Here is a 21,870-nt window from a genome sequence, read left to right on the forward strand (position 1 = left end):
GCATCAGTGGGTCGACGGGTCGAGGAAGACTGGGTTGAATCCGGCCGGGTTCTTGGCCTCCGCCACACCCTTGCCCCAGGTCAGCCAGCCGCGTCGGCCGGTGCCGTCGTTCTCGTTGATCACCACGGTTGCCGACAGCAACCGATCCTCGGGCGCGAACTGGAGTGTCGTCCAGGGGATGGCAATCTCGTACGTCGTGGTGTGCGCGGCCGCGTCACGGCCGACCTTGGCCTGCACACCGGATGGCGTCCCGGCCTGACTCACCGGCGTCCAACGCCAGGTGTCCACCGTCCCCGCATCGGTCAGTGCGGCACCAATTTCCTGGACCTGTGGTGCTTCGCCTGGTGCGCCGGCCGACATGCCCAGCTGCAGACTGTCTCCGGCCCAGATGTTGCCGTTCCGGTTCGGCTGTGCGAACACGTCGTCGGTCACCCGTGCGGACACGTAGAGGTTCGTGTCGTCATGGGTGAGCCAGAGCGACCCCGAAAGGTCGTCAGGTCCGCCCCATCCCTGGACAGGCGGTGTTCCGGTGCCGGTCAGGGAGAGAGCAGGCAACGCGGCCACACCAGGGTCGATGACGCCGTCGAGTGCGACCGTGCGCCTGACACCGTGCGTCGCTGCGACCACTGGATTGAGCTTGCCCGTTGCGCGGATGCCGGCAGCACCGGTACGTCGGATGGTGGCCGACCAGGTGGACGCCGCGGTAACGGGTAGCTCCACATCGGCGTACGACGTACCGTGCGATGCGACCGTGACACCGGTCAGCAACGTCCCGGAGGCAGAACCCGATGCCCAGTCCACTCCGTCGATTGTCAGTGGACGAGAGGACGCATTGGTGACCCGGAACCGGAGCAGGTCCTTGCCGGCTCCGTTGAGAACGTGTGAACCGGTGATCGCCAGTGGTGCGGTCGCCGTACCGGCTACTGAGAGCAAAGCAACCGATCGGCCGTCGACGTTCACCGAGGCCGAGTAGGTCCGCGGACCGGTCGATTCTTGTGCCGGATAGCTCACCGGAACAGTCACCGCGGCGCCCGCCGTCACCGAACCGCTCGATTGACCACCGCCGGCGGTGACAGTGAAGGCGTGCGTGACGGGGTCCGGATTCGTGAACGTCAGCGTGCCCGTGGCCGGGTCACCGGAGACCTCCGGTGCGACTGACAACGCGAATCGGCTCGACGGCAGCATGGGTCCGGTGATCGCGCCCCGCAGATAGATCGGCTCCGGCCCTGCGCTGACCCAGACGTGCCCGCCGGCGTCTGCGGTCAGTGCAGTCTCGACGCCGTACAGGTTCGTCACCTTGACGGTCGAGCCCGCAGGTGCGGTCGCGGCCACGACTCCGGGGGTGGCGGACCAGACTGCGTGGACGCTTTGTCCTCCGCCGGCGTTGAACGAAACGTCGTACCCGTTGCTCCCGAAGCGGGTCTGGCCGATCAACGGCAACTCGTCGATCTGGCGTGCCAGGACGGCGGTCGCGACGTACGACGGCTTGGGTACGAGCGCACCGCGCGAGTCGAGCCGGTTGCGCACCAGGCCGAACCGGTGCTCGACGTTCGACGGGTCCGTGCCCGAGTCCATGAAGTTGTAGGAGCTGTACCGCGCCACACCGTTGCCGTAGGCCAGCAAGTGGCCGCGCACCAGGTCGCGGGCCTGCGTGGGCTCGGACACCGAGCTCGGGTTGGTCCCGGTCGCCCAGCCCTGCTCTGTGATGTAGATCGGCTTGTTCGAGCCGTGTGCTGTCATGATGTTGCGGATGGTGTTCACGTAGGTGACCGAGGCCTCCGGGTCCAGCGGCTGCACATACGGGTGAATCGTGACCGCGTCCACGTAGTCCAGCCCGCCGAGGTCGGCGAACTTGGTGAACCAGCCCTGCCAGTCGTTGATGACCGCCAGCGACGGACCGGTCAGCTTCACGTCCGGGTGCTTCGCCCGAACCGCGGCGCTCACCATCTTCAGCAGCGCGACGTAGTTCTCCGGGCTGGCTTTCGCGGCGCCGTTCGGGTCGCGCAGGTTCCACTCGTTCCACAGCTCGTACGTCGTGTGCTCGGTGCCCCACTCGTCGACGGCCGCAACGGCGTACCGGGTGAAGGCTGCACGCTGCTCGTCGGTCGACGGCGCCTCGTCCGGGTAGTACAGCGAGTTCCCGTAGTCGAGGATGTTCAGGAAGTCGATGTTGTTGGCGTCCAGCGTGGCCTTGTAGTCCTTGTACCGCTGCGGGAACTGAATGACGCCCTTCGTGGTCTCCGCGGCCGACCAGAACGCCTCGTCGCGGTCGGTGGAGATACCGCCCTTGGCCATCAGCGGTACGGCTTCCAGACCTGGATTGGCCGCGCCGCCGAACGCCAGCGCGCCGGCGACGCCGATCCGGGTGTCGGTGGACGTCGAGAAGTCGTGCGGACTCAGTACGGCGAAGTCCGTGCCGCCGAGTGTCGTCGTACCGTCGGATCCGACCGCTGTGAGATCGGTCTGGTACCAGCCCGGCGCACTGATCGCCAACGTGAGCTGCCCGTTGAGTGTGGCGGCCGGCGCGGAACCCTTGGCCACCTCGGTCCCACCAGCGTCACGGACCGTCCAGTTGACGGTGGTGGCGTCGGTGCTGAAGCCCAGCTTCACCTGCTGCCCTGCGGTGAAGGTGTTGCCGACCGTCGTCGGCGTGATCGTCAGGGCCGGCGCAGCGGTTGCCGCCGCGCGGGCGGGTGACTGGAGTACGGCGGCCAGCAACAGGCCGGCCGTGAGAAGACTGACTACGCCGGAGCGGCGACGGGCCATGGGTGCTCCTCCTCGGAAGCGAAAGCGGTTTCGCAAATCACACCTTGATACCGCCGGAGCCCGCTGTCAACGGCTCGAAGCTGACTACGATGTGCACATGGCCGATTCCGTGATCACGCTGTCCGATGTCGCCGCCGCGGCCGGGGTGTCGCTGTCGACGGCCTCCAAGGCGCTGAACGGCACCGACCGGATCTCGGAGGCGACCAGGGAGCATGTCCGTGTGACCGCGGACCGGCTCGGGTTCCGGCACAACGCCCTGGCCCGCTCGTTCGCCCGCGGCCGCAGCCAGACCATCGGCGTGCTCACCCACCGTGCGTCGAACCCGTTCACCCGCGTGGTGCTGGCCACCGCCGCCACCGAGTTGGGCGCCAAGGAACAGGCCATCCTGCTGTACGACGCGCGGATCGACGAACATGACGTCACCGAGAGCATCCTGCAGCTCCGCGCCCGCCGGATCGACGGCGTGATCGTGATCGGCACCGGTACGTCGTACCCGACGCCGTCGCTGACCAGCCGCTTCGACGTCCCGGTGATCTACGCGTTCACGTTCACCGAGGACCCCGACGACGTCACGATCACCGCCGACGACAACGAGATCGGCCGGCTCGCCGTACGGCATCTGCTGTCCAAGGGCCGCCGGAAGATCGCCCACATCACCGCGGAGCCGCGCGACAACGCCGCCCAGCGCCGGGCGGCCGGGGCTCAGGAGGTGCTGGCGGACGCCGGGCTCGAGTGGGCGAGCCCGGTGCGGTTCGGCCGCTGGCGGGAGGGCTGGGGCGCCGACGCGGCCGCCGAGCTGCTGGCCGAGGTTCCGGACGTCGACGCGATCTTCTGCGGCAGCGACCAGATCGCCCGGGGCGTCGAACGCGTCGTCCGCGCGTCCGGCCGGGACGTGCCCGGTGACGTCGCGCTGATCGGCGTCGACAACTGGGAGCAGCTGATGCACGACCAGCGCGTCTCCCGGCACCTGACCACCATCGACGTCGGCCTCGAGGAGATCGGCCGCCAGGTAGCGGCCCAACTCCTCGAGCCCGGCACTCAGCCCGGCATCCAGTACGTCGCTCCTCAGGTCGTGACCGCGGAGACCACCTGATCCTCGTCGTGGATCGAGTACTGCGGCCTGAAGCCGAGTAGCTCCCGCGCCCGGGTGGTGTCGACCAGCGATCCACGTCCCGTGACAGGCCGCCGCAGCGGCACCGTCGGCGCGTACTCACGCAACAGTTCGTCGGTCTGCCGGTCGATCAGGATGTCGTCCGCCGCCAGACCGACCACATGTGCCCCGCCGGCCGGTGACTCGAGCGCGGCGATGATCGCCCGGACGCCGTCGCGCAGGTCGAGATAGGCCCAGCCTTCCCGAGCCATCACGGATGGGTCGCGTTCGGCCATGGCCGCGAACTTGAACAGCTCCTCGCGGGTCTTCACCAGCGGGAACCGCAGCGCGATCACGTTGGTTCCCCATCGCCGCCACGCCATCCGCGCACTCTGCTCGTCGACGCTCTTGGACAACGAGTACGCATCCGCGATGTCGGCCTCCACCTCCTCGTCCAGCGGGTAGTACGCCGGCTGCACCTCGTTCACGTTCATCGGTACGCCGAACGCGTTGATACTGCTGGCGATCACGACCCGGTCGATCCCCTGCTGCCCGGCCTGCGCCAGGACGTTGAACGTCGCCGCGACGTTGTTCTCGAACACCTCCTCCGGCGTACCCAGACTGGGATGCGGAATCGCCGCGAGATGCAGTACGGCGTCCACACCGTCGAGTGCTGCCGTCACATCCTTCGCCGATCGCGCATCACCGGCCAGCGGACGGTCCGCCGTACTGGTGTGGTCGTAGCGCAGCGACAGGCCGGTGACGTCGTACCCGCTCTTCTGCAGCCCGATGACGGCGGCCCGGCCGATCGAGCCGTCCGCACCCGTCACGAGAACACGCTTCACGCCTTGATCCCCCCAGACAGGCCCACGCCACGCAGAAATGCTCGCTGGAAGACCAGGAACAGCAGCACCGGGATCAGCAGGGCCAGGAACAGACCCGCCAACTGGATGTTGAGCTCCGTCACCTTGGCGATCTTCGGCAACGCCACCGAGACCGGCTGAAGATCCGGATTCGTCAGCACCAGCAGGGGCCACAGGTAGTCCTTCCACGAAGAGATGATGCTGAGCAGCACGACCACACCGAGGATCGGCCGCGACAGCGGGAGCACGAGCGAGGTGAACACGCGGATCGAACCGGCGCCGTCGATACGGGCAGCTTCGAAGTATTCGCGGGGGATGCTGTCGAAGAACCGCTTCACGATCAGCACGTTGAACGCACTGGCCGCGGGCGGCAGCCAGACCGCCCAGAACGTGTTCGTCAGGTTGGCGTGCACTACCGGCACTTTCAGCACGGTCAGGTACAGCGGGACGAGTGACACGATGTGCGGCACGAACAGCGTGGCGAGGATCGCTCCGGACAGCACGGCTCCCCACCGCGGCCGTAGGACGCTCAGCACGTACCCGGCCGTCGTACAGACGATCAGCGACGCAACCGCCGTACCTGCCGCGATCATGGCCGTGTTCCCCAGGTAGTAGCCGATGTGACCCTGCTGCCAGGCGGTGGCGAGGTTGCCCCACTGCACCTGGCCGGAGGGGAACCACGCGAGTGGTGAGCGGATGCTGTCCTGTGTCGGCGAGATCGCTGCCTTGAGCAACCACAGCAGCGGACCGAGTCCGGCGATCAGCAATCCGACGAGTACGACGACCTGTCCGACGACGAACGGGACCCGGATCCGGGTGAGTCTGCGGTCCGAGTCCGACAGCGCACCCCGCTCCCCGCTCACTCGGTGCTCCAGCCGCGGGTGGCCAACTGGAAGACAGCCGACAGTACGGCGAGACCTAGCGCCAGCAGGACGCTCAACGCGGTGGCTGCGCCGTAATCCCCGTTGACGAAGGCGTAGTTGTAGATGAGCAGAAGAATCGTCATGGTCGAGCCCTGTGGTCCGCCACCGGTGAACAGCAGCGGTTCGGTGAACAATTGCATCGTCCCGATCACCTGCAGGAGCAGCATCAGCAGCAGGACGCTCCGCAGGTGCGGCAACATCACGTGCCACACCCGACGTACCACTCCGGCACCGTCGAGCTCAGCCGCCTCGTACAGGTCCGCGCGTACGGACGTCAGTGCCGCCAGGTAGATGATCACCGCGTTGCCGGCGCCGGCCCAGGTCGCTTCCAGCACGATCGACGGCATCGCCGAGCCCGGGCTGTCCAGCCACAGGAACGGTCCGAGCCCGACGTGGCCGAGGATGGTGTTGAACATGCCATTGGGCGACGGGTCGTAGAAGAACCGCCAGAGCAGGATGGCGACCACTGGCGGCGTGATCACCGGCAGATAGGCCAGCATCGTGTACAGCCAGGACCTGCCTCGCAGCTCGGACAGGAACATCGCCAGCAGCACCGGCACGGGGAAGCCGAACAGCAGAGCGAGCAAGGTGAACCACAGGGTGTTCAGCGACGCCTGGCCGACCGCCGGATCGGTCAGCACGTACCGGAAGTTCTCCAGCCCGACCCACTTGACCGGATCGATCAGGTTGGTCTGCTGAACGCTCATCACCAGGCCCTTGACGATCGGGCCCCACGAGAACACCAGGAAGATCAGGAGCACCGGCAGCGCGAACAGCACTGCCGGCACTCCGTTGCGCAGGCGGCGGAGCAACTCAGCGCCCGAGCTTGGCATTCACGGCGCCGGCCGCCTTGGTCAGCAGCGCCGGGATGTCGGCCTTCGCGTTCCCCAGCACGGTTTGCACGACCGGATCGAGCGCGGCGTACACCTCCTGAGCCTTCACCGGCGGCTCAGGAATGATCTTCTGGTCGGCCGCCACCTTGGTGTACGGCGCGAAGTTCTCCTGCGGCACGTTGACGTACGGCTTGATCCACGACTGGTACGTCGACCACTGGTCGGCCGCGACCACCGGGAGGCCCGGCACACCGACGGGCAGCTTCGCTGCCACATTGTTCTTGGCGCTCGTCACGGCCGCGTCCTGGTTCACGTACTTGTTCAGGTAGGCGAACTTGATCCACTTGACCGCCGCCGCCTTCTCGGCGTCCGTCGCATCCGGACTGACGATCTGGACGCTGCCACCGCTGAGCGTGCCGTGGTCACCGCCCTGCTGCGGCAACGAACCGATGCCGAACGCCGACGACTTCAGGCCGTTCGTCTGGACCAGCGTGCGGTACTGGTCGGGCGCCGCCATGTACATGCCGACCTTGCCGGCCGCGAACGCCTTGGAGATGCCGTCCATGTCGTACAGCACCGCCTGGCCCATCGACTTGTCGGTCCACTTCATGTCGTGCAGCAGCTGCAGTGCGGCCTTGGACGGGGCGTCGTCGAACGTCGCCTTGCTGCCGTCCTCGTTCTCGATCGACCCGCCGAACGCGTAGGTCTGGGTGGTGAACATCCAGCCGCCGGTGTTGTTCGTGGTCATCTGCGCATAGCCGGCCTGCCCGGTCTTCTGCGTGATCGCCTTCGCGTCCGCCCGCAGCTCGTCCCAGGTCGCCGGCGGCTTGTCCGGGTCCAGTCCGGCCTTCGTGAACAGGTCGCGGTTGTAGATCAGCCCGATCGAGTACGCGGCGGTCGGTACGGCGTACACATTGCCGGACCGGTCCTGGGCGATCTTCAGGACGTTCGGGTTCAGCTCGTCGAGCAGGCCGTCGTCCTTGAGCACCTTGGTCAGGTCAGCGGCCTGCTTGCGGGCAATCAGGCCCTGCGGCTCGGTGAACGGCACATTCAGTACGTCGGGAAGCTGTCCGCCGGCCGCCTGCGCCTGGAACGTCGTCGCGTCCCAGACGGTCTCGACCGGGTTCAGCTTGATGTCCGGGTTGACCTTCTGGAAGTCGGCCACCTTCTTGTCGAAGGACGCCCGGTTGGCGGGATCGGAACTGGACGGACGGTCACCGACCGTGAGCGTCACCTGCCCGGAGCCACCGGACGCAGCCGAGGAGGACGAGGGGGCGCTGGAGCAGGCCACCAGCCCTGCCAGCAGGACCAGGGAGGTCGTGAGCGCTGCGGTGGAACGGATCGGGGGTCGGTACATGCGAACTCCTCAGCGGGGATAGGGCGCGAGCGGCCGTTTCCGCAGAGTAGCGCAAGCGCTTTCGCAAACACCAGACCCAACCTCAGGTTGGCCCTGTGGCGTCGCCGTCAGACCCGGTTGGTGTGGCGGTACCGAGAGGGAGATTGGCCCGTGTGGTTGCTGAACACGCGGCTGAGGTAGAAGGCGCTGCGGTACCCACAGCGCTCGGCGACCGCCTGCAGCGTGTCGTCGGTCTCGACGAGGAGCTCGCGCGCCTTCCGTATCCGGAGGCGGCGCAGGTAGAGGACCGGTGTGACGCCGTGAACCGCTTTGAATCGCCGTGAGAGCTGTGCGGGGCTGATACCGAGAACGGTCGCCAGACCGCCGAGCGAGAGGTCCGGTACGGCGAAGTGGTCGTGGATGTACGCCGTCGCACGTTCCACCAGCTCGTCCGCGGGTGCATCGTGGTGCGCGCGCAAAGTCATCAGGACGAGGTCCGTGACGACGTGAGCCGCGACCAGGTCCGCGTGACCGTCCGTTGCCTCGAGCATCGACAGGTCGGCGCGGAGACGGTCGAGATCCCGCACCCGCCGACAGCCGACGGGTGGCTCCAGTTCGGTACTGAAGCGAGCATGGAAGAAGGACACGGGTGTCTGCATCTTCCGCCGGAGCGTCCCGCCCGGCGGGCAGATCACGATGTCTCCGAATCTCGCCACCCCGGGCGGCGCCCCCGAAACCTCGAAGGCGAACGCTCCGCTCCGGGGCAACAGCAGACTCCAGGTCTCGTAGGTGTCGTACGTGAGACTGAAGCGGGCCCGGCGCGGCGCGAGCAGGTAGCCGTCGAGCGTAAGCACGGCAAAAAAGTACATGCTCATGCCCGGATCCGCCATGTCCATGAGGGTTCGCAGAGCGCCAGAGTGCAGGTCATGGTCGATGTCTGTGTCTACGGAGGTACCCCCGCGGGTTGCGTTGCCGCGATGACCGCTCATCAGGAAGGCGCATCGGTCGTCCTGATCGAGCCGAGTCGATGGCTCGGCGGCATGCTCAGCGCCGGTATCAAGCCGGCCCAGGACTGCCCGATCCCGGCAGCCGTCGGCGGCCTCACCAGTACGACGGTCTTCGGGTTCGGCAACAACCCTCACGACGTCCAGCGTGCATTCCAGGACTGGATCGCCGGTGCGGGCATCGAGGTGATCTTCGAGCACCGCGCCCGTTCCGTCACCCGCGACGGCAACCGCATCACCGCCATCCACCTGGAGACCTCGGGACCGGACAAGTGGGGCGTTCCACTCCCGGCCTCGGAGTCCGTGCCCGGCGGCGACGTCCGCGCGGCAGTCTTCATCGACGCGTCGTACGAGGGCGATCTGATGGCACTCGCCGGCGTCCCCTACCGCACCGGGCGCGAGGCGCGCGACGCCTACGGTGAGGACCTGGCCGGCGTTCACCCGGTCACCAACTGGACGCCGATCGACCCGTACGTGGTGCCCGGAGACAGGACCAGCGGACTGCTCCCCCTCATCGAGCCGGACCACGGTCTGCCCGTAGGCGCGGCCGACGACTACACGCAGGCCTACAACTACCGCTTCTACGTCACGACCGACCCGGCTCGCCGCGCGAACCTCACTCCGCCCGACGGCTACTCCCCTGCCGACTACGAGCTGGTACGACGCTACGTCGCGCACCTCGGTCCGAACCTCGAAGCCCTCCGCGGGATCTTCCCCGGATGGATCAACTCGGGTGAGTACAACTATCAGCGCGCATCCCTGATCACCAACGCTCCGCTTGGAGTGAGCCGCGCGTACCAGAACGGGAACTGGGACGACCGGTCCCGGATCTGGCGCCACCACATCGACTACCTCCGCGGACTCCACCACTTCCTGTCGACCGATCCCGCCGTACCGGCAGAGTTCCGCGCGGAAACAGCGGCGTACGGCCTCGATGCGAGCGTCTTTCCGGAGACCGAAGGCTGGCCGCCGCAACTGTATGTGCGGGCGGCGCGACGCCTCGACGGCGTCTACACCGTCACACGCGACGACGTGAGCAACCAGACCCGGCCCGGCGACGGCATCGGCCTCGCGCTCTTCGGCGTGGACGTCTATCCGGTACGACGGATTCCGCACCGCAACCCGGAGACCGGGCAGCTCGGCGTGGCGACCGAAGGCGACATGTTCATCGGCGGTCACCTCGGCACCGGCCATCCATACCCCGTTCCGTACCGGGCCATCACGCCGAGAAGGGCCGATTGCGGCAACCTTCTGGTTCCGGTCTGCCTGTCGGCCTCCCACATCGGTTATGCCGCGACACGCATGGAGCCGGTCTTCTGCGTGCTGGCCGAATCCGCGGCCGTCGCGGCAGTGCAGTCACTCCGCGCGCAGACCGACGTACAGAACCTCGACATCGCCGACCTCCAGAACCGGCTCGTCGACCGGGGGCAGGTCATCACGTGGAACACCTTTGACGGGGCCCGATGATGGCTCCGGACCGGCCCGCCTTCGGGGTCAACTATGTGCCGCGCGAGCAATGGTGGAGCGCCTGGCTGGACTTCGACGAGAACTCGATCGCCGACGATCTGACCGCGATCGCCGCGCTCGGCTGCGACCACATTCGCATCCAATGCCTGTGGCCGGTCTTCCAGCCCTTCCCGACCTCCGTGTCGGCCAGCGCGATGTCCCGGCTGTCCATCGTGCTCGACCGCGCGCACGACGTCGGCCTGGATGTCTGGGTGACCGTCCTGAACGGGTTCCTCTCCGGCTGGGTCTTCCGTCCTCCGTGGCTACCGAAGCACAACCTCTTCACCGACCCACTGGCGATCTCCGCCGCCCGGCTCCTGCTCCGCTCGGTCGCCGAACTCGTGTCCGAACACCCGGCAGGCGCCGGCATCGACCTCGGCAACGAACCGAACATGTTGGTCGGCTACGAACCACAGACCGTCACCCAGGAGGACCTGGACAGCTGGGCGCGCGCCCTGATCGGGACCGTACGATCCGCGGCGCCGGACCTGCCCGTCGTCCTCGGCGCGGACCACCAGCCGTGGACCACCGACAAGATCGGTTTCAGCCCGGCCCTCCTCGCCAACGAACCCGACATCACCACCGTCCACGCCTGGCCCTACTTCAGCGGCTTCCTCGACCACTTCGGCGAGAACAACGACCTGGCCTGGTCGATCGGCGCGTACCTCGCCCAGGTCGCGGCGGCACATCAAACCACCCCACGGCCGATCTGGGTGCAGGAAATCGGCATCGCCCCGGAATGGGTCTCCGACGTCGCCGTCGAGGACGCCGCTGAACAACTGATCCGTCAGGCCCTGTCGGTTCCCGGAGTCTCCGGATTGTCCTGGTGGGCATCGCACGACATCCGACCCGATCACGGCGGCTTCGCGCCACTCGAGTACGACCTCGGTCTGCTCGACGTACACAACCGCGTCAAGCCCGTCGGACACCGCTTCGCCGACGTCACCACCGACCTCCGAAAGACAGCAGACCGCCAGCGCAACCTCGCCCCGGCACCGGTCCTCCTACCTCGCGACACCCCGGCAGACCTCCACTTCGCAACCCAATGGGCCGCGAAGTGGTCGAACGGCCAACCACCACAAGTCCTCATCGAACCCGCCTGAGACGGCCCATAGCTCCTTCCCGAGCAGCAGGGAATGGCCTCTATCGCCAATGCGTACTGGCGAAATAGGCGACTGAGGTCGCGGAGGAATCATGAGCCACATGCACAGAGCGGGTGGCTGATCGGCATCGTGGGAGCCCTTCTCGCGGCCCTCTTCGGGCTGATGGATCTGCTGGCGATCCCCCGGGGGACACCGGCGTTCCGGACCGCGGTCGTGTCGGCCTGCTGGGTCAGCTCGGCTTGACCGCCAGCGTCGCGAAATAGTGCGACATGTACTGAGCGGATGCGTCGGACTGGTGCGGTGCTTCCGCGAAGCCGGTGAGGACGAACCCCGCGGCGAGCTGCCCGCCGATCTGGGCGGTGAGGGTGTGGCTGTATTCAAGAGCGGCATCCGCGCCGAACTTCGTGGCGCGTTCCTCGGCCGAGTACTGCGTGACATCGCTGTACGGCAGCTTGTGCACGACGATCAGCTCGCCGCGCTCGTCGAGCGCCTCGTGGTCGAACAAGTACACATCGGGGTTGAGGAAGCCCGCGAGCAGGCTTCCGCCCGGTCGCAGGACCCGGAAGCACTCCCGCCACACCGGTGCCAAGTCCGGTACGAACAGGTTGGAGACCGGATGGAACACGACGTCGAATGTCGCGTCGCCGAAGGCGCTGAGGTCGCTCATGTCGCCCAGGACGGTGCGCAGCTCGAGTCCGTCGCGCGCCGCCACCAACTGGTCTTGGCCGAGCTGGCCGGGTGAGTTGTCGAACACGGTGACCCGCGCGCCTGCGGCGGCAAGGATCGGACCCTGCTGGCCACCGCCGGAGGCCAGACACAACACATCCTTGCCGGTCAGGTCCGTCGGCAGCCAGGAGCGGTCGACCGGCTCATGCCCGATGAGAACAATCGACCAGTCGCCCCTTCGGGCGCGCTCGACTTCCTCAGTAGTCACCGGCGTCGACCACTCGTTGCCCTCTTGGACATACTTGTCCCAGGCTGCCCGATTGTGGGCAACGGGGTCGACAACATCGTCCTGCACGTTCAACTCCCTGTGACAGCCAAGCGGACACCTGCGGTACTGACACTTCGGTGCTGGCCAACACGATCGCAGGTGCTCCATGGCCGCATAGAGCCGGGTACTGGGTGATCACCACAACGGGTGAAAGGACGAATGAGATGGCCAGTGACGTTGTCGATCTGATCATGCAGGACCACCGTGAGGTCGAGCGACTGTTCGACGAGCTCAAGGACAGCCCCGAGAAGCGTCCGAACCTGCTGCCGGTGCTGACCACGTTGCTCACCGCTCACAGCCGCGCCGAAGAGGCGGAGGTCTACCCGGTCGCGGCCGCCGAGGCCGGCGAGAAGGAAGAGGTCTCGCACAGTCAGCAGGAGCACATCGAGGCCGACCAGTTGCTGGCGAAACTCGCCGCGACCGATCCGGAATCGGACCAGTTCGACCAGGTTCTGCAGAACCTCATCGACGCGGTGTCGCACCACGTCGAGGAGGAGGAGACCAAGGTCCTGCCTGGTATGCGGTCCAACCTGTCCGACGAACGCCGTACGGAGCTCGGCGAAGCCTTCGTTGCCAGCCGCAAACAACACCTCGGCGAGCAACCCGGCGACATGACCCGCGAACAACTCGCCCAGCAAGCCGGAAACGCGGGCATCTCCGGTACCTCGGGCCTGAGCAAGGACGAACTCCAGAAGAAGGTCGAGACAGAAGCCGAGAGCTGAGGCGTCAGCTGAGTTCCGACCGGGCCAGGCGGAGGAAGGCTTTGAGGCCGGCTATTACTTCCTGGTTGTCGGTGAGGCGGGTCAGGGAGTGTTCGAACTGGCGGGCGTGAGCGTCCACCTTGGCGTGCAAGGCTCTGTCTCGGGCCGTGGCGCCGGCTTCGGCGGTCGCGAGGCTTTGCTCCAGGTGAGTGAGGCGGCGGCGTTGATCGTCTGATGCGTCGTGCAGGGTCTCGAGGTCGGCCTTCATGGTGTCCAGGCGGCGAAGGGTTTCGATCACGTCGTCGCGGGGGTGCTTGACGTCTTGCAGCATGGTGGTCATCCGCTCGCGCAGGTAGCCGAAGTAGGCGCCGGCCGGGCGGAAGAACGTGCTGACCAGGTAGAGGCCGGCCAGGTAGTAGCCGATCGCGCCGTCGGACAGATAGGTGATCAGGGCAACGAGTGCCGCCGACACCAGGTGCGACCCCACCGCGAACCAGCGCATTCGGGAGGCGATGCGTCGTGCCTCCGGCTCCCGGTCGGCCGGTACGTCGATGCCGCGGTCACGGCTCGTCCGGATCTCGTGAATCAGCGCGTGCGCCTGGAAATAAAGGTTCCACGGCACAGTCAGCAGCAGAATCAACCAGAGCAGGCACAGTACGCCGAGGAACAACGACAGGATCTCCTGGAGTGGTACGTCGGCGATCGCGACCAGCACGACCGCGACAATCGTGACGACCACGGCACCGCAGAACACCCAGATCTTCGACATACCCAGCAGACTGCCCGGCCCTGCCACCCCTGGAATCGGTACTACTACTCAGCCGGGCGGAAGAAAGTTGTGGGCTGCGAGGTTGAGGCCCGTGTGACTACTCTTGTCGACCGCGCCGTCGCGGCGCTGCGTGCCAACCACGATGCCCTCGCTGCGTTGGTGCCGACCTTGTCCGAGCAACAGTTGAGGGCCCGCAGCGGGGCGACGGAGTGGACCGTCGCTCAGGCGCTCTCGCACCTCGGCAGCGGTGCCGAGATCTCTCGCAAACCGATCGCGATCGCCGCAGGCGAGCAGGTCGACGCCGAGGACAACCAGGCGATCTGGGCCCGCTGGGACGCCTCGTCGCCGGCCGACCAGGCGGCCGCGTTCGTCAAACACAACGCGGCGTACCTCGACACCGTCGACGGGCTCAGTCCCGAGCAGCGTGATCGCCAGATCGACCTGGGCATTCTGCCGCAGCCGGTGCCGCTGGTGGTCGCGCTCGGCCTGCGGCTGAACGAAGTCGCCAACCATTCCTGGGATGTACGTGTCGGAGTCGACCCGTCGGCGACCTTGGATCCGGACTCGGCCGAGCTGCTCATCGAGCTCTTCAGCGGGCCCCTGGGTTTCCTCCTCGGTTTCTCCGGCAAGGCCGACCAGCTGGAGCAGGAGGTCCGTCTGGCGATCCGAGGCGGCGGTATCGAGATCACCGACACGGTCACCGTGACCAACGCGGTCGGCGACCCGACGGCCACTTTCGAAGGTCCCGCAGAGGCCGTAGTGCGGCTGCTGACCGGCCGGCTCGGCACCGAGCACGCCGCGGGTGTGAGCGTGACCGGCAACGTCACACTCGACGAGCTCCGAAAGGTCTTCCCCGGCTACTAGTCGGTGACGGCACCGCCGGAGCCCGTCTCCTGGTCGTCGGGCTGGGACTCCTCCCGGCTGTCTTGGGTCAGATTGCTCCGGTCGTCGGCGGCCGAGGCCCGGTCGCCTTTCGAATCCTGCCGGTCCAGGCCGGCCGACATCCTGGACTTGTACCCAGGGCTGTAATCGGCGTCACCGAGGAACGAGTCCAGGCTGGCGGCTCGGTCGCGCGCATCCGCAGCCACGTCGCGCTCGTCAGCCCGCTCGTCGCGCTCCTCGGCGGCCTCGAGGATGGCTCGGTTCTTCCGGTCACGGAGCAGCGCCGCAGACTCCTTGTCCTCGACGGCTCTTTCGCGCGTCTCCAGCTCCGCCTCTCGCAGATCGGCGAGATCTGCCCGCTCGTCGGCGCTCACCGGAACATCATCGGCCGCAGTAAAGGTGTGGGTAGCACATCCATCGCTTCCCTCTCATCGGCACTGCGCGCTGCCTGCAGGTCATGAACTAGATGCTCACGGTCACTGCCAATCGCACACTGTCCTCCCACACTACGCCCGCGGCGCTCCCCCGGCGTGCGGCTCGGAAGAACAGCCAACAGACACGGCCTGCAGCAGCCCAACCTTCAGCAAGTCAGACGGCGGGTGGGACGGCCACGACCTTGCCGTGGATCTGTCCAGCCTCGGCCTGCTGGTGGATCGCAGGCAGCTCGCTCAGCGGCACACGCCGGGCGATCTCGACGTGGAGGTCGCCGCTGTCGATGAGGGCGACGAGGTTCGAGAGCACGTCCGCGTCGGGGTGGACGAAGATCGTGGCCGCGCGCACGTTGCGCTCATCGTCGCCTGGCGTCGTCACGGTCGGGGTCGTGGAAACGACCGCGCCGCCATCGCGGACCCGTGTGACCAGGGCGGTGAACCCGTCCGGGGTGATCGGGGCCAGATTGAGCAGTACGTCGACTTGCTCGGCGACCGCATCGAGCACAGAGGTGACCGTGTGATCGATGATCTCGTCCGCACCGGCCGCCTTGACGATCTCGCTGCTGCGAGGGCTCGCTGTGGCGATGACGTACGCACCGGCGCGCTTGGCCAACTGCACGGCGTACCCGCCCACAGGGCCGCCGGCACCGTTGATCAGCACCCGCTGACCGGCCTTGAGTTGGCCGGCCTCGAAGAGTGCCTGTGAGGCGGTGAGCCCGACCGACGGCAGCCCGGCGGCATCGGCAAGCGGGATACGCACCGGCGCCTTCACCAGTGCGCTCGCCGGCGCGACGACGTACTGCGCTGCCGAACCATCAGCGTTCATGGGGATGAACCCGACGACGTTCTCGCCCACGGTGAGGCCCTCTACCCCGTCGCCGAGCGCGTCGATCGTGCCGGAGACGTCGTAGCCCGGAACGTGCGGCAGCGTCACCGGGATCGGCAGGAAACCGCCGCGGATGCCGCCGTCGGCCGGGTTGTACGCCGAGCCGGCGACCTGGATGCGCACCTCACCGGCGCCGGGGACCGGCTGCTCGGCATCCTCGTAGCGCAGAACCTCCGGGCCGCCCGTTGCGTGGAACCGTACTGCCTTCATGATTTCTTCCCTTCGGCGATGTGCTTCGGATTCGAAGCAACTGAGAACCACCGTACCTCTGCTTCGAAGTCGAAGCAAGTACTTCGAGTTAGAAGCACTGATAAACTCGGCCCATGACCTCACCGCGGCCTTCGCTGGACGCCACGCAGCTGGGCGCGTACTTCGCCCTCATCGAGGCGAGCAGCCTGCTGAAGCACGCCGTCGAGCAGCAGCTGCGAGAGGCCGGAGATCTCAGCTACGTGCAGTTCCAGCTCCTGGCCACCCTCGGTGACTCCCCGACGGGCAGTCAGCGGATGACCGATCTGGCCGACGGTGTCGTCTACAGCCGCAGCGGACTGACCTACCAGGCCCAGACGCTGGAGAAGCGGGACCTGGTGACCCGGACGCCGTCCTCCGACGACGAGCGCAGCACCACCGTCACCATCACCGACGAGGGACGTGCCGTGCTCGCGAGGGTCTTCCCTGGTCACATCGCGGTGCTCGACGACCTGCTGTTCGCCCCACTGTCCCGCTCCGACATCGAGACACTCGCCGACATCCTCGCCCGCGCGCGCGACCACATGCGTCGAACGCCGCCACGGTCAGCAGAACCACGACGGCGCAAGAAAACGACCGGCACGACCCAAGCTCCCTAGGCCAGACGAGTTCCTCACGTCAGGTGGCGGGGGCCGGCTCGGGCGATCCATGCGAGGTGCGGCGTACGGACAGGAGGCGGCAGGACAGGTAGATGGCGAAGGAGATGCTTGTGATGTAAGGGCTGATCGGGATCGAACTGCCGGCGGCGAGCAGGATTCCTCCGACCGACGCGACCACGGCGAAGGCCGTGCTGAGCAGTGGAACCCAGACCGGTGACGAGGAGACCCGTAGCGCTGCGGCCGCGGGTGTGACCAGGAGCGAGAGCACCAGGAGCGCGCCGACGATCTGGACCGAGACCGCGACCGCGAGACCGAGCAGGATCATGAAGACGATCGACAGGACGCCGACCGGGACACCGCGGGCAGCGGCAACGTCCGCGTCCGTACTCGCGAACAGCAACGGCCGCCAGATCACCACCAGACCGACTGCCACGACGGCGGAGATGACGATGAGCGACGTGACCTGCGGATCGTCGATCGCCACGATCTGCCCGGTGAGCAGGCCGAACTTGTTCGCCGCCCGTCCGTGGTAGAGGCCGAGACACAGGATCCCGAGTCCGAGGCCGAACGGCATCAGGACGGCGGTCACCGAGTTGCGGTCCCGGGCGCGCGCACCGAGTACGCCGATCAACAGCGCTGCCGTCAGCGAGCCGAGAAGAGCCCCAGTGACGACGCCGGCGCCGAAAAGCAGGCCGGCCGCCGCGCCGGCGAAGGACAGCTCACTGACGCCGTGCACGGCGAACGCCATGTCGCGCATCATCACGAACACGCCGATCAGGCCGCCGACGATGCCGAGCACGACGCAGGCGAGGATCGAGTTCTTCAACAGGGGCAGGAGTTGTCCGTAATCGGAGAAGTCGAAGATCTCCGACCAGACTGTGCCGAGACTGTCCAGGCCGATCACCGGAGCACCGCCGCTTCCGGGTGGTGGTACGGGTCCTGGTCCGGCACACCCGCGACCAGGATCCGTCCGTTGTGCCGGATCACTTCGACCGGGGCGTCGAACAGCTCACTCAGTACGTCGGTGGTCATCACCTCGTCCGGCGTACCGATCCGGAACCGGTGGTTCGCGATGTAGAGCACCCGATCGACCTTGTCGAGGATCGGGTTGATGTCGTGGGTGACGAACAGGACGCCGAGGTCGAGCCGCCGGCGGGCGTCGTCGACCAGATCGCTGACCAGCCGTTGGTGCGGCAGGTCGAGCGACAGCAGCGGTTCGTCGCACAACAGCAGCCGCGGATCGGCCGCCAGCGCCTGCGCGATCCGCAACCTTTGCTGCTCGCCGCCCGACAGCGACGACAGCGGAGTGGACGCGTAGGCCTCCGCTCCGACCGACGAGAGCAACTGGTTGACCCGCTGACGCCGCGCCCGGGACGGGATCGGAACACCCCACCGGTGCCCGTCCACCCCGAGCGCCACGAGGTCCCGGCCGCGGAGCGGTACGCCGTCCTCGGCCAGCCGCTGTTGCGGTACGTAGCCGATCCGCCGATCGCCCCGCCGTACCGGCGTACCAAGGAACGTCGCCGACCCGGACCACAACCGGACCTGGCCGAGAACGACCTTCAGCAGGCTCGACTTGCCCGACCCGTTGGCGCCCAGTACGGCGATCAACTCGCCACTGCTGACCTCGAGATCGAGTCCTTCCCAGAGCGTGCGAGCGCCGAAGCCGAGCGCGGCTCGCTCCAGGCGCAGTACGACGCTCACTGCCCGAGTGCGGCGCCGACCGCCGTGAGGTTCGCCGACATCCAGCCCACGTAGTCCTTGCCGCTCGGGAGGGTCTCGGTGACCGGTACCACCGGGATGTTGTTCTGCTTGGCGGCGGTCAGCACCTTCTCGGTCTCCGGACCGGTGGTCTGCGCGTTGTACGCGAGCAGCTTGACCTCGTGCCTGCTGTACAGCTGCAAGGTCTCGTTCAGTACCTTCGCCGGTACGTCGGTGTCCTCCTCGATGGCCTCGCTGAACTCGTCCGGAGTCTTGTTCTGCAGGCCGACCGCGTCGAGCAGGTAGACCGGCACCGGCTCGGTGATGGCGACAGGCTGACCGTCGTACTTCGCCTTCAGGGTCGCCTCCTCCTGGGTCAGCGCCTCGATCTTCTGCTTGAGCGCGGCCGCGTTCTGCTGGAACGTCGACGCGTCGCCGGGCGCCGCCTTGGCGTAGGCCTGCTGGATCTGATCGACGACCTTCGCGACCGTCGGGAAGTCGTACCAGACGTGCTCGTTGAGCTCCTCGCCTCCGGCCGCCTTCTTGCCGGAGATGGTCACCGCGTTCAGCACGGTCGCCGAGGTGTTCTCGGCGCTCTTCAGCATCCGGTCCATGAAGTCGTCGTAGCCCCCGCCGTTCTCGAGCACCACCGCGGCATCGGCCAGCGCCAACTGGTTGCGGGTGTTCGCTTCGTACTCGTGCGGATCGGCATCCGGGCTGGTGATGATCGAGGTGACCTCGACCTTGTCGCCACCGACGGTGCCGGCCAGATCGCCCCAGACGTCGGTCGACGCGACCACCTTGATCTTCGCGCCGCCGGACGCGCCGGGCGACGAGGTGGGCCCGGCGGCGGCACCGCCCGAGCAGCCGCTCAGCCCCAGAGCGACGACGGTGACAACAGCGGGCACAGCGAACAGTCTGCGACTCATGGCAGAACCAATCTTCGAGCGGAGTGAAATGACAACCGTTATCATTATCGCATCCACTCCGGATCCGCCAGCCGCGCCCCTCCAGGGACGAGGTGCGCCCGTTCTCAGCCGAACACGTCGCGGATCTTCTCGAGGTAGGCGTAGCCGTTGTGGGTGTCGGGGAGCAGGGACGAGCCCTCGGTCCACTCGTTCCAGGCGTTGACGGTGATGATCGGATGTGGTTGGCGGTGGCGTTCGAGGAAGGACTTGGCCAGCAGTAATCCGTCCTTGAACTCCTCAGGCGTCGGATCGAACGTCGTTGTCCACGGGTAGCGGCCGCGCTCGAACGGGCGGCTCTGGTCGGCGCGCGGGGACGCGTCCCACCCGACGGTCACATTCGGGTAGAACGGTATGTCGAGGTCCGCGACGTACCGCTCGTACTCGGCGAAGGCGGCCTCGCGCAACGGCCCGATCTCGGCGCGCGGGAACTCGAACCCGGTGAGGTCGGCGTGATGCACCCAGACGTACGACGTCGCGGACCGGAAGCCGAGTCTCCGCACCAGGCCGGCCGGCGAGTCGAGCGTGATCGCCGCGGGCAGTACGCCGACACCCCAGATCACCGCGTCCAGGTGGAGTCCCACGAAGCCCGCCTGTCTGGTCTGTTCGTCGAACCACTGCAACGCGTCCGCTGTCTCCTCGACTCCGCCGAGGCCGGCGATAAGGCTGCCGAGTTCGTAGATCGACAGCCACGGGCGGCCGTCGACGGTGAGGTAGTTCGGGCGCGCGAAGTACCTGTCGATGACGTGCCTGGCCAGCTTCTCGAACGCGGCGCGATCGATCGCACCGTTCTTGAGCCGCTGGGGTGAGTCGTTCAATGGGTCGTCGTGCGGGAAGATGTCGACGAGTTCGTGGTTCGCCCACATCAACGCGAACTTGACGTCGTTGCTGTTCCGGGCGGCGAGCAGCCCGTCGTCGAGGGCCGCCTGGAGATAGGGACCGTCGTCGTACCAGTAGTAGTCGACCAGGAAGCCGTCGACGCCATACTGCTTGGCCAGCCGGATCTGCGCTTCCGCCGCGGCCGGCGTGGCCTCGTCGAAGCGGCCGTCGATGGGGATGCGCGGTTGCCGGTGTCCTTCGAACCGTGGCCGCGCCGCTTCGAGCAGCTGCCACTCGTCCCAGTCCTCGCCGAACCATTGCGCGTTCCGCGGATCGCGGTGCCAGTCCGGGAAGTAGTACGCGAATACCTGCGGTCGATCCATCAATCAATCATTTCATTCGCCGGCGGGTGTTGGTTTGTGCGTGCCCGGCGCAACTTTCCGGTCCTGCGTGGTATCGAGTAAGCAGAAGCGTTACCACGTACTGTGACCCGAGGGACCATGATGTCCGTTCGTCTGAGTACTGCCCTCACTGCAGCCGCCACCGCGATTCTCCTGACGGGGACCGGTACCGGCGTCGCGACCGCACGAACGACGGCCGGTACGGCCGCCTCCGCAGCCTGCCGCATGGCCCCGGGATCCGTGACGGCCGGCGGCGACCACACGCGCACGATCGTGACGGCCACGTCGCCGCCGACGGTGCAGGAGACCCCTGTTTACACCGACATCTACCCTGACGGCCAAGTCCGGCTGAGCGGGTCGCTCGAGAACGATCCGGACGTCACCGGTACCGGCGGGCGGTTCTCCGGTTACGTGGTGATGGGCTCGACGCTGTACGGCAGCGGCTATCTGCTCAAGGAGGACGGCTCGGTCGACCGGCCGACGGTCGGCCTCAGCCGGGTGGGCGGCGGCTGGGGTGACGCGACCTTCTTCGACTCGACGACGTACTGGAAGTATCCGGATCCCCCGGTCCTCACCTCGAAGTACTCGCTGCGCAGCGACGGCACCCTCACCCGCTGGGACGACCGTTCCGGGACGGTCTGGAGCAACAAACAGACCGCGACCGGGTTCGCCGCGGTCAAGACGATGGCGCTGATCAGCCAGACCGCGACGTACGACACCTTCCTGGCGAACACCAGAGGCGGCGCGCTCTACACGATCCGGATCCCCCGGACCTCGCCGATGAAGCCGATCGTGAAGCAGGTCCGCGCCTCGACCTGGCAGGGCTTCGAGGCGATGGTGATCGAGAAGTGCGGCGTCTACGGAACGATCCTGCTCGGCATCGACAAGGACACCGGTGCGGGATACCTGTACGCCGTTGGTCATGCCAATGGAACCGCCACCGTCATCAAGGGACTCGGCAAGGTGCCCAAGACGTTCACCGACCCCGTCTACTTCCGCCACGTCCTCCGCCCGGGCGACAACCCGATGCTGTTCGGGGAGTGATGATCACC

21 protein-coding genes are annotated in these 21,870 nt (G+C 67.1%); 7 read left to right on the forward strand and 14 right to left on the reverse strand.

Annotated elements, in window-relative coordinates:
• Window positions 1–3 precede the first annotated feature (3 nt).
• Window positions 4–2,766: a sugar-binding protein gene (locus EV647_RS09050; protein ID WP_134000890.1), complete on the reverse strand. Its 2,763-nt coding sequence runs from the start codon at window positions 2,764–2,766 to the stop codon at window positions 4–6.
• A gap of 97 nt (window positions 2,767–2,863) precedes the next feature.
• On the opposite strand from EV647_RS09050, the gene EV647_RS41925 reads away from it, so the two are divergent.
• On the forward strand, window positions 2,864–3,859 hold the full coding sequence (locus EV647_RS41925) for a LacI family DNA-binding transcriptional regulator (RefSeq protein WP_166680254.1): 996 nt from the start codon (window positions 2,864–2,866) through the stop codon (window positions 3,857–3,859).
• Here the strand turns inward: EV647_RS41925 and EV647_RS09060 are convergent.
• From EV647_RS09060 to EV647_RS09080, 5 genes are all read right to left on the reverse strand, one after another.
• Window positions 3,832–4,701 (reverse strand): NAD(P)-dependent oxidoreductase, encoded by an 870-nt coding sequence (locus EV647_RS09060; protein WP_202870893.1) that lies wholly within the window; start codon window positions 4,699–4,701, stop codon window positions 3,832–3,834. The two genes, EV647_RS41925 and EV647_RS09060, sit on opposite strands and share 28 nt — an antisense overlap.
• The gene (locus EV647_RS09065; protein ID WP_202870894.1) at window positions 4,698–5,582 is read right to left on the reverse strand and encodes a carbohydrate ABC transporter permease; all 885 of its coding nucleotides are present in this window, start codon (window positions 5,580–5,582) and stop codon (window positions 4,698–4,700) included. The genes EV647_RS09060 and EV647_RS09065 overlap by 4 nt, the downstream gene beginning before the upstream one ends.
• Window positions 5,579–6,475 carry a carbohydrate ABC transporter permease gene (locus tag EV647_RS09070; protein ID WP_134000894.1) on the reverse strand — a complete coding sequence of 299 codons (897 nt, stop codon included), beginning with the start codon at window positions 6,473–6,475 and terminating at the stop codon, window positions 5,579–5,581. The genes EV647_RS09065 and EV647_RS09070 overlap by 4 nt, the downstream gene beginning before the upstream one ends.
• Entirely contained in the window at window positions 6,456–7,832 is a 1,377-nt protein-coding gene (locus EV647_RS09075) for an extracellular solute-binding protein (RefSeq protein ID WP_134000896.1), read from the reverse strand. Before EV647_RS09075 ends, EV647_RS09070 begins: the two co-directional genes overlap by 20 nt.
• Before the next feature lie 107 nt (window positions 7,833–7,939).
• Window positions 7,940–8,665 carry a helix-turn-helix domain-containing protein gene (locus tag EV647_RS09080; RefSeq protein ID WP_166680255.1) on the reverse strand — a complete coding sequence of 242 codons (726 nt, stop codon included), beginning with the start codon at window positions 8,663–8,665 and terminating at the stop codon, window positions 7,940–7,942.
• 72 nt (window positions 8,666–8,737) lie between these two features.
• Here EV647_RS09080 and EV647_RS09085 point away from each other — a divergent pair, with 72 nt between their 5' ends.
• Together EV647_RS09085 and EV647_RS09090 are read left to right on the forward strand one after the other, a co-directional pair.
• A complete protein-coding gene (locus EV647_RS09085) occupies window positions 8,738–10,282 on the forward strand; it encodes an FAD-dependent oxidoreductase (RefSeq protein ID WP_166680256.1) in 1,545 nt (514 codons plus the stop codon).
• A complete protein-coding gene (locus tag EV647_RS09090; RefSeq protein ID WP_134000900.1) occupies window positions 10,279–11,424 on the forward strand; it encodes a cellulase family glycosylhydrolase in 1,146 nt (381 codons plus the stop codon). Before EV647_RS09085 ends, EV647_RS09090 begins: the two co-directional genes overlap by 4 nt.
• Before the next feature lie 229 nt (window positions 11,425–11,653).
• Here the strand turns inward: EV647_RS09090 and EV647_RS09100 are convergent, their stop codons facing one another.
• Entirely contained in the window at window positions 11,654–12,445 is a 792-nt protein-coding gene (locus EV647_RS09100) for a class I SAM-dependent methyltransferase (RefSeq protein WP_134000904.1), read from the reverse strand.
• Window positions 12,446–12,582: 137 nt separating this feature from the next.
• Here EV647_RS09100 and EV647_RS09105 point away from each other — a divergent pair, with 137 nt between their 5' ends.
• The gene (locus EV647_RS09105; RefSeq protein WP_134000906.1) at window positions 12,583–13,140 is read left to right on the forward strand and encodes a hemerythrin domain-containing protein; all 558 of its coding nucleotides are present in this window, start codon (window positions 12,583–12,585) and stop codon (window positions 13,138–13,140) included.
• A gap of 4 nt (window positions 13,141–13,144) precedes the next feature.
• On the opposite strand, the gene EV647_RS09110 is transcribed toward EV647_RS09105, so the two are convergent.
• Window positions 13,145–13,888, reverse strand: a complete 744-nt coding sequence (locus EV647_RS09110) for a hypothetical protein (RefSeq protein WP_134000908.1) — start codon at window positions 13,886–13,888, stop codon at window positions 13,145–13,147.
• Between the two features lie 93 nt (window positions 13,889–13,981).
• Between EV647_RS09110 and EV647_RS09115 the strand changes: the two genes are divergently transcribed.
• The gene (locus EV647_RS09115; RefSeq protein WP_134000910.1) at window positions 13,982–14,752 is read left to right on the forward strand and encodes a maleylpyruvate isomerase family mycothiol-dependent enzyme; all 771 of its coding nucleotides are present in this window, start codon (window positions 13,982–13,984) and stop codon (window positions 14,750–14,752) included.
• Here the strand turns inward: EV647_RS09115 and EV647_RS09120 are convergent.
• Both EV647_RS09120 and EV647_RS09125 read right to left on the reverse strand, forming a co-directional pair.
• Window positions 14,749–15,144: a hypothetical protein gene (locus EV647_RS09120; RefSeq protein WP_134000912.1), complete on the reverse strand. Its 396-nt coding sequence runs from the start codon at window positions 15,142–15,144 to the stop codon at window positions 14,749–14,751. The two genes, EV647_RS09115 and EV647_RS09120, sit on opposite strands and share 4 nt — an antisense overlap.
• 214 nt (window positions 15,145–15,358) lie before the next feature.
• Complete coding sequence (locus tag EV647_RS09125) at window positions 15,359–16,297, reverse strand: NADP-dependent oxidoreductase (protein ID WP_134000914.1); 939 nt, start codon at window positions 16,295–16,297, stop codon at window positions 15,359–15,361.
• 113 nt (window positions 16,298–16,410) lie between these two features.
• Between EV647_RS09125 and EV647_RS09130 the strand changes: the two genes are divergently transcribed.
• The gene (locus tag EV647_RS09130; RefSeq protein WP_134000916.1) at window positions 16,411–16,932 is read left to right on the forward strand and encodes a MarR family winged helix-turn-helix transcriptional regulator; all 522 of its coding nucleotides are present in this window, start codon (window positions 16,411–16,413) and stop codon (window positions 16,930–16,932) included.
• A gap of 19 nt (window positions 16,933–16,951) precedes the next feature.
• On the opposite strand, the gene EV647_RS09135 is transcribed toward EV647_RS09130, so the two are convergent.
• The 4 genes from EV647_RS09135 to EV647_RS09150 all read right to left on the reverse strand — a co-directional run bounded on the left by EV647_RS09135 (window position 16,952) and on the right by EV647_RS09150 (window position 20,800).
• Window positions 16,952–17,827 (reverse strand): metal ABC transporter permease, encoded by an 876-nt coding sequence (locus EV647_RS09135; protein ID WP_202876129.1) that lies wholly within the window; start codon window positions 17,825–17,827, stop codon window positions 16,952–16,954.
• 5 nt (window positions 17,828–17,832) lie between these two features.
• Entirely contained in the window at window positions 17,833–18,636 is an 804-nt protein-coding gene (locus EV647_RS09140; protein ID WP_134000920.1) for a metal ABC transporter ATP-binding protein, read from the reverse strand.
• A complete protein-coding gene (locus tag EV647_RS09145; RefSeq protein ID WP_134000922.1) occupies window positions 18,633–19,562 on the reverse strand; it encodes a metal ABC transporter solute-binding protein, Zn/Mn family in 930 nt (309 codons plus the stop codon). The genes EV647_RS09140 and EV647_RS09145 overlap by 4 nt, the downstream gene beginning before the upstream one ends.
• 104 nt (window positions 19,563–19,666) lie before the next feature.
• Window positions 19,667–20,800: a glycoside hydrolase family 99-like domain-containing protein gene (locus tag EV647_RS09150; protein WP_134000924.1), complete on the reverse strand. Its 1,134-nt coding sequence runs from the start codon at window positions 20,798–20,800 to the stop codon at window positions 19,667–19,669.
• 120 nt (window positions 20,801–20,920) lie between these two features.
• Between EV647_RS09150 and EV647_RS09155 the strand changes: the two genes are divergently transcribed.
• Window positions 20,921–21,862: a hypothetical protein gene (locus EV647_RS09155; RefSeq protein ID WP_238177111.1), complete on the forward strand. Its 942-nt coding sequence runs from the start codon at window positions 20,921–20,923 to the stop codon at window positions 21,860–21,862.
• The last annotated feature ends 8 nt before the right edge of the window (window positions 21,863–21,870 follow it).

The sequence above is a fragment of the Kribbella sp. VKM Ac-2566 genome (genome assembly GCF_004366005.1).
GTDB classification, from domain to species: domain Bacteria; phylum Actinomycetota; class Actinomycetes; order Propionibacteriales; family Kribbellaceae; genus Kribbella; species Kribbella pratensis.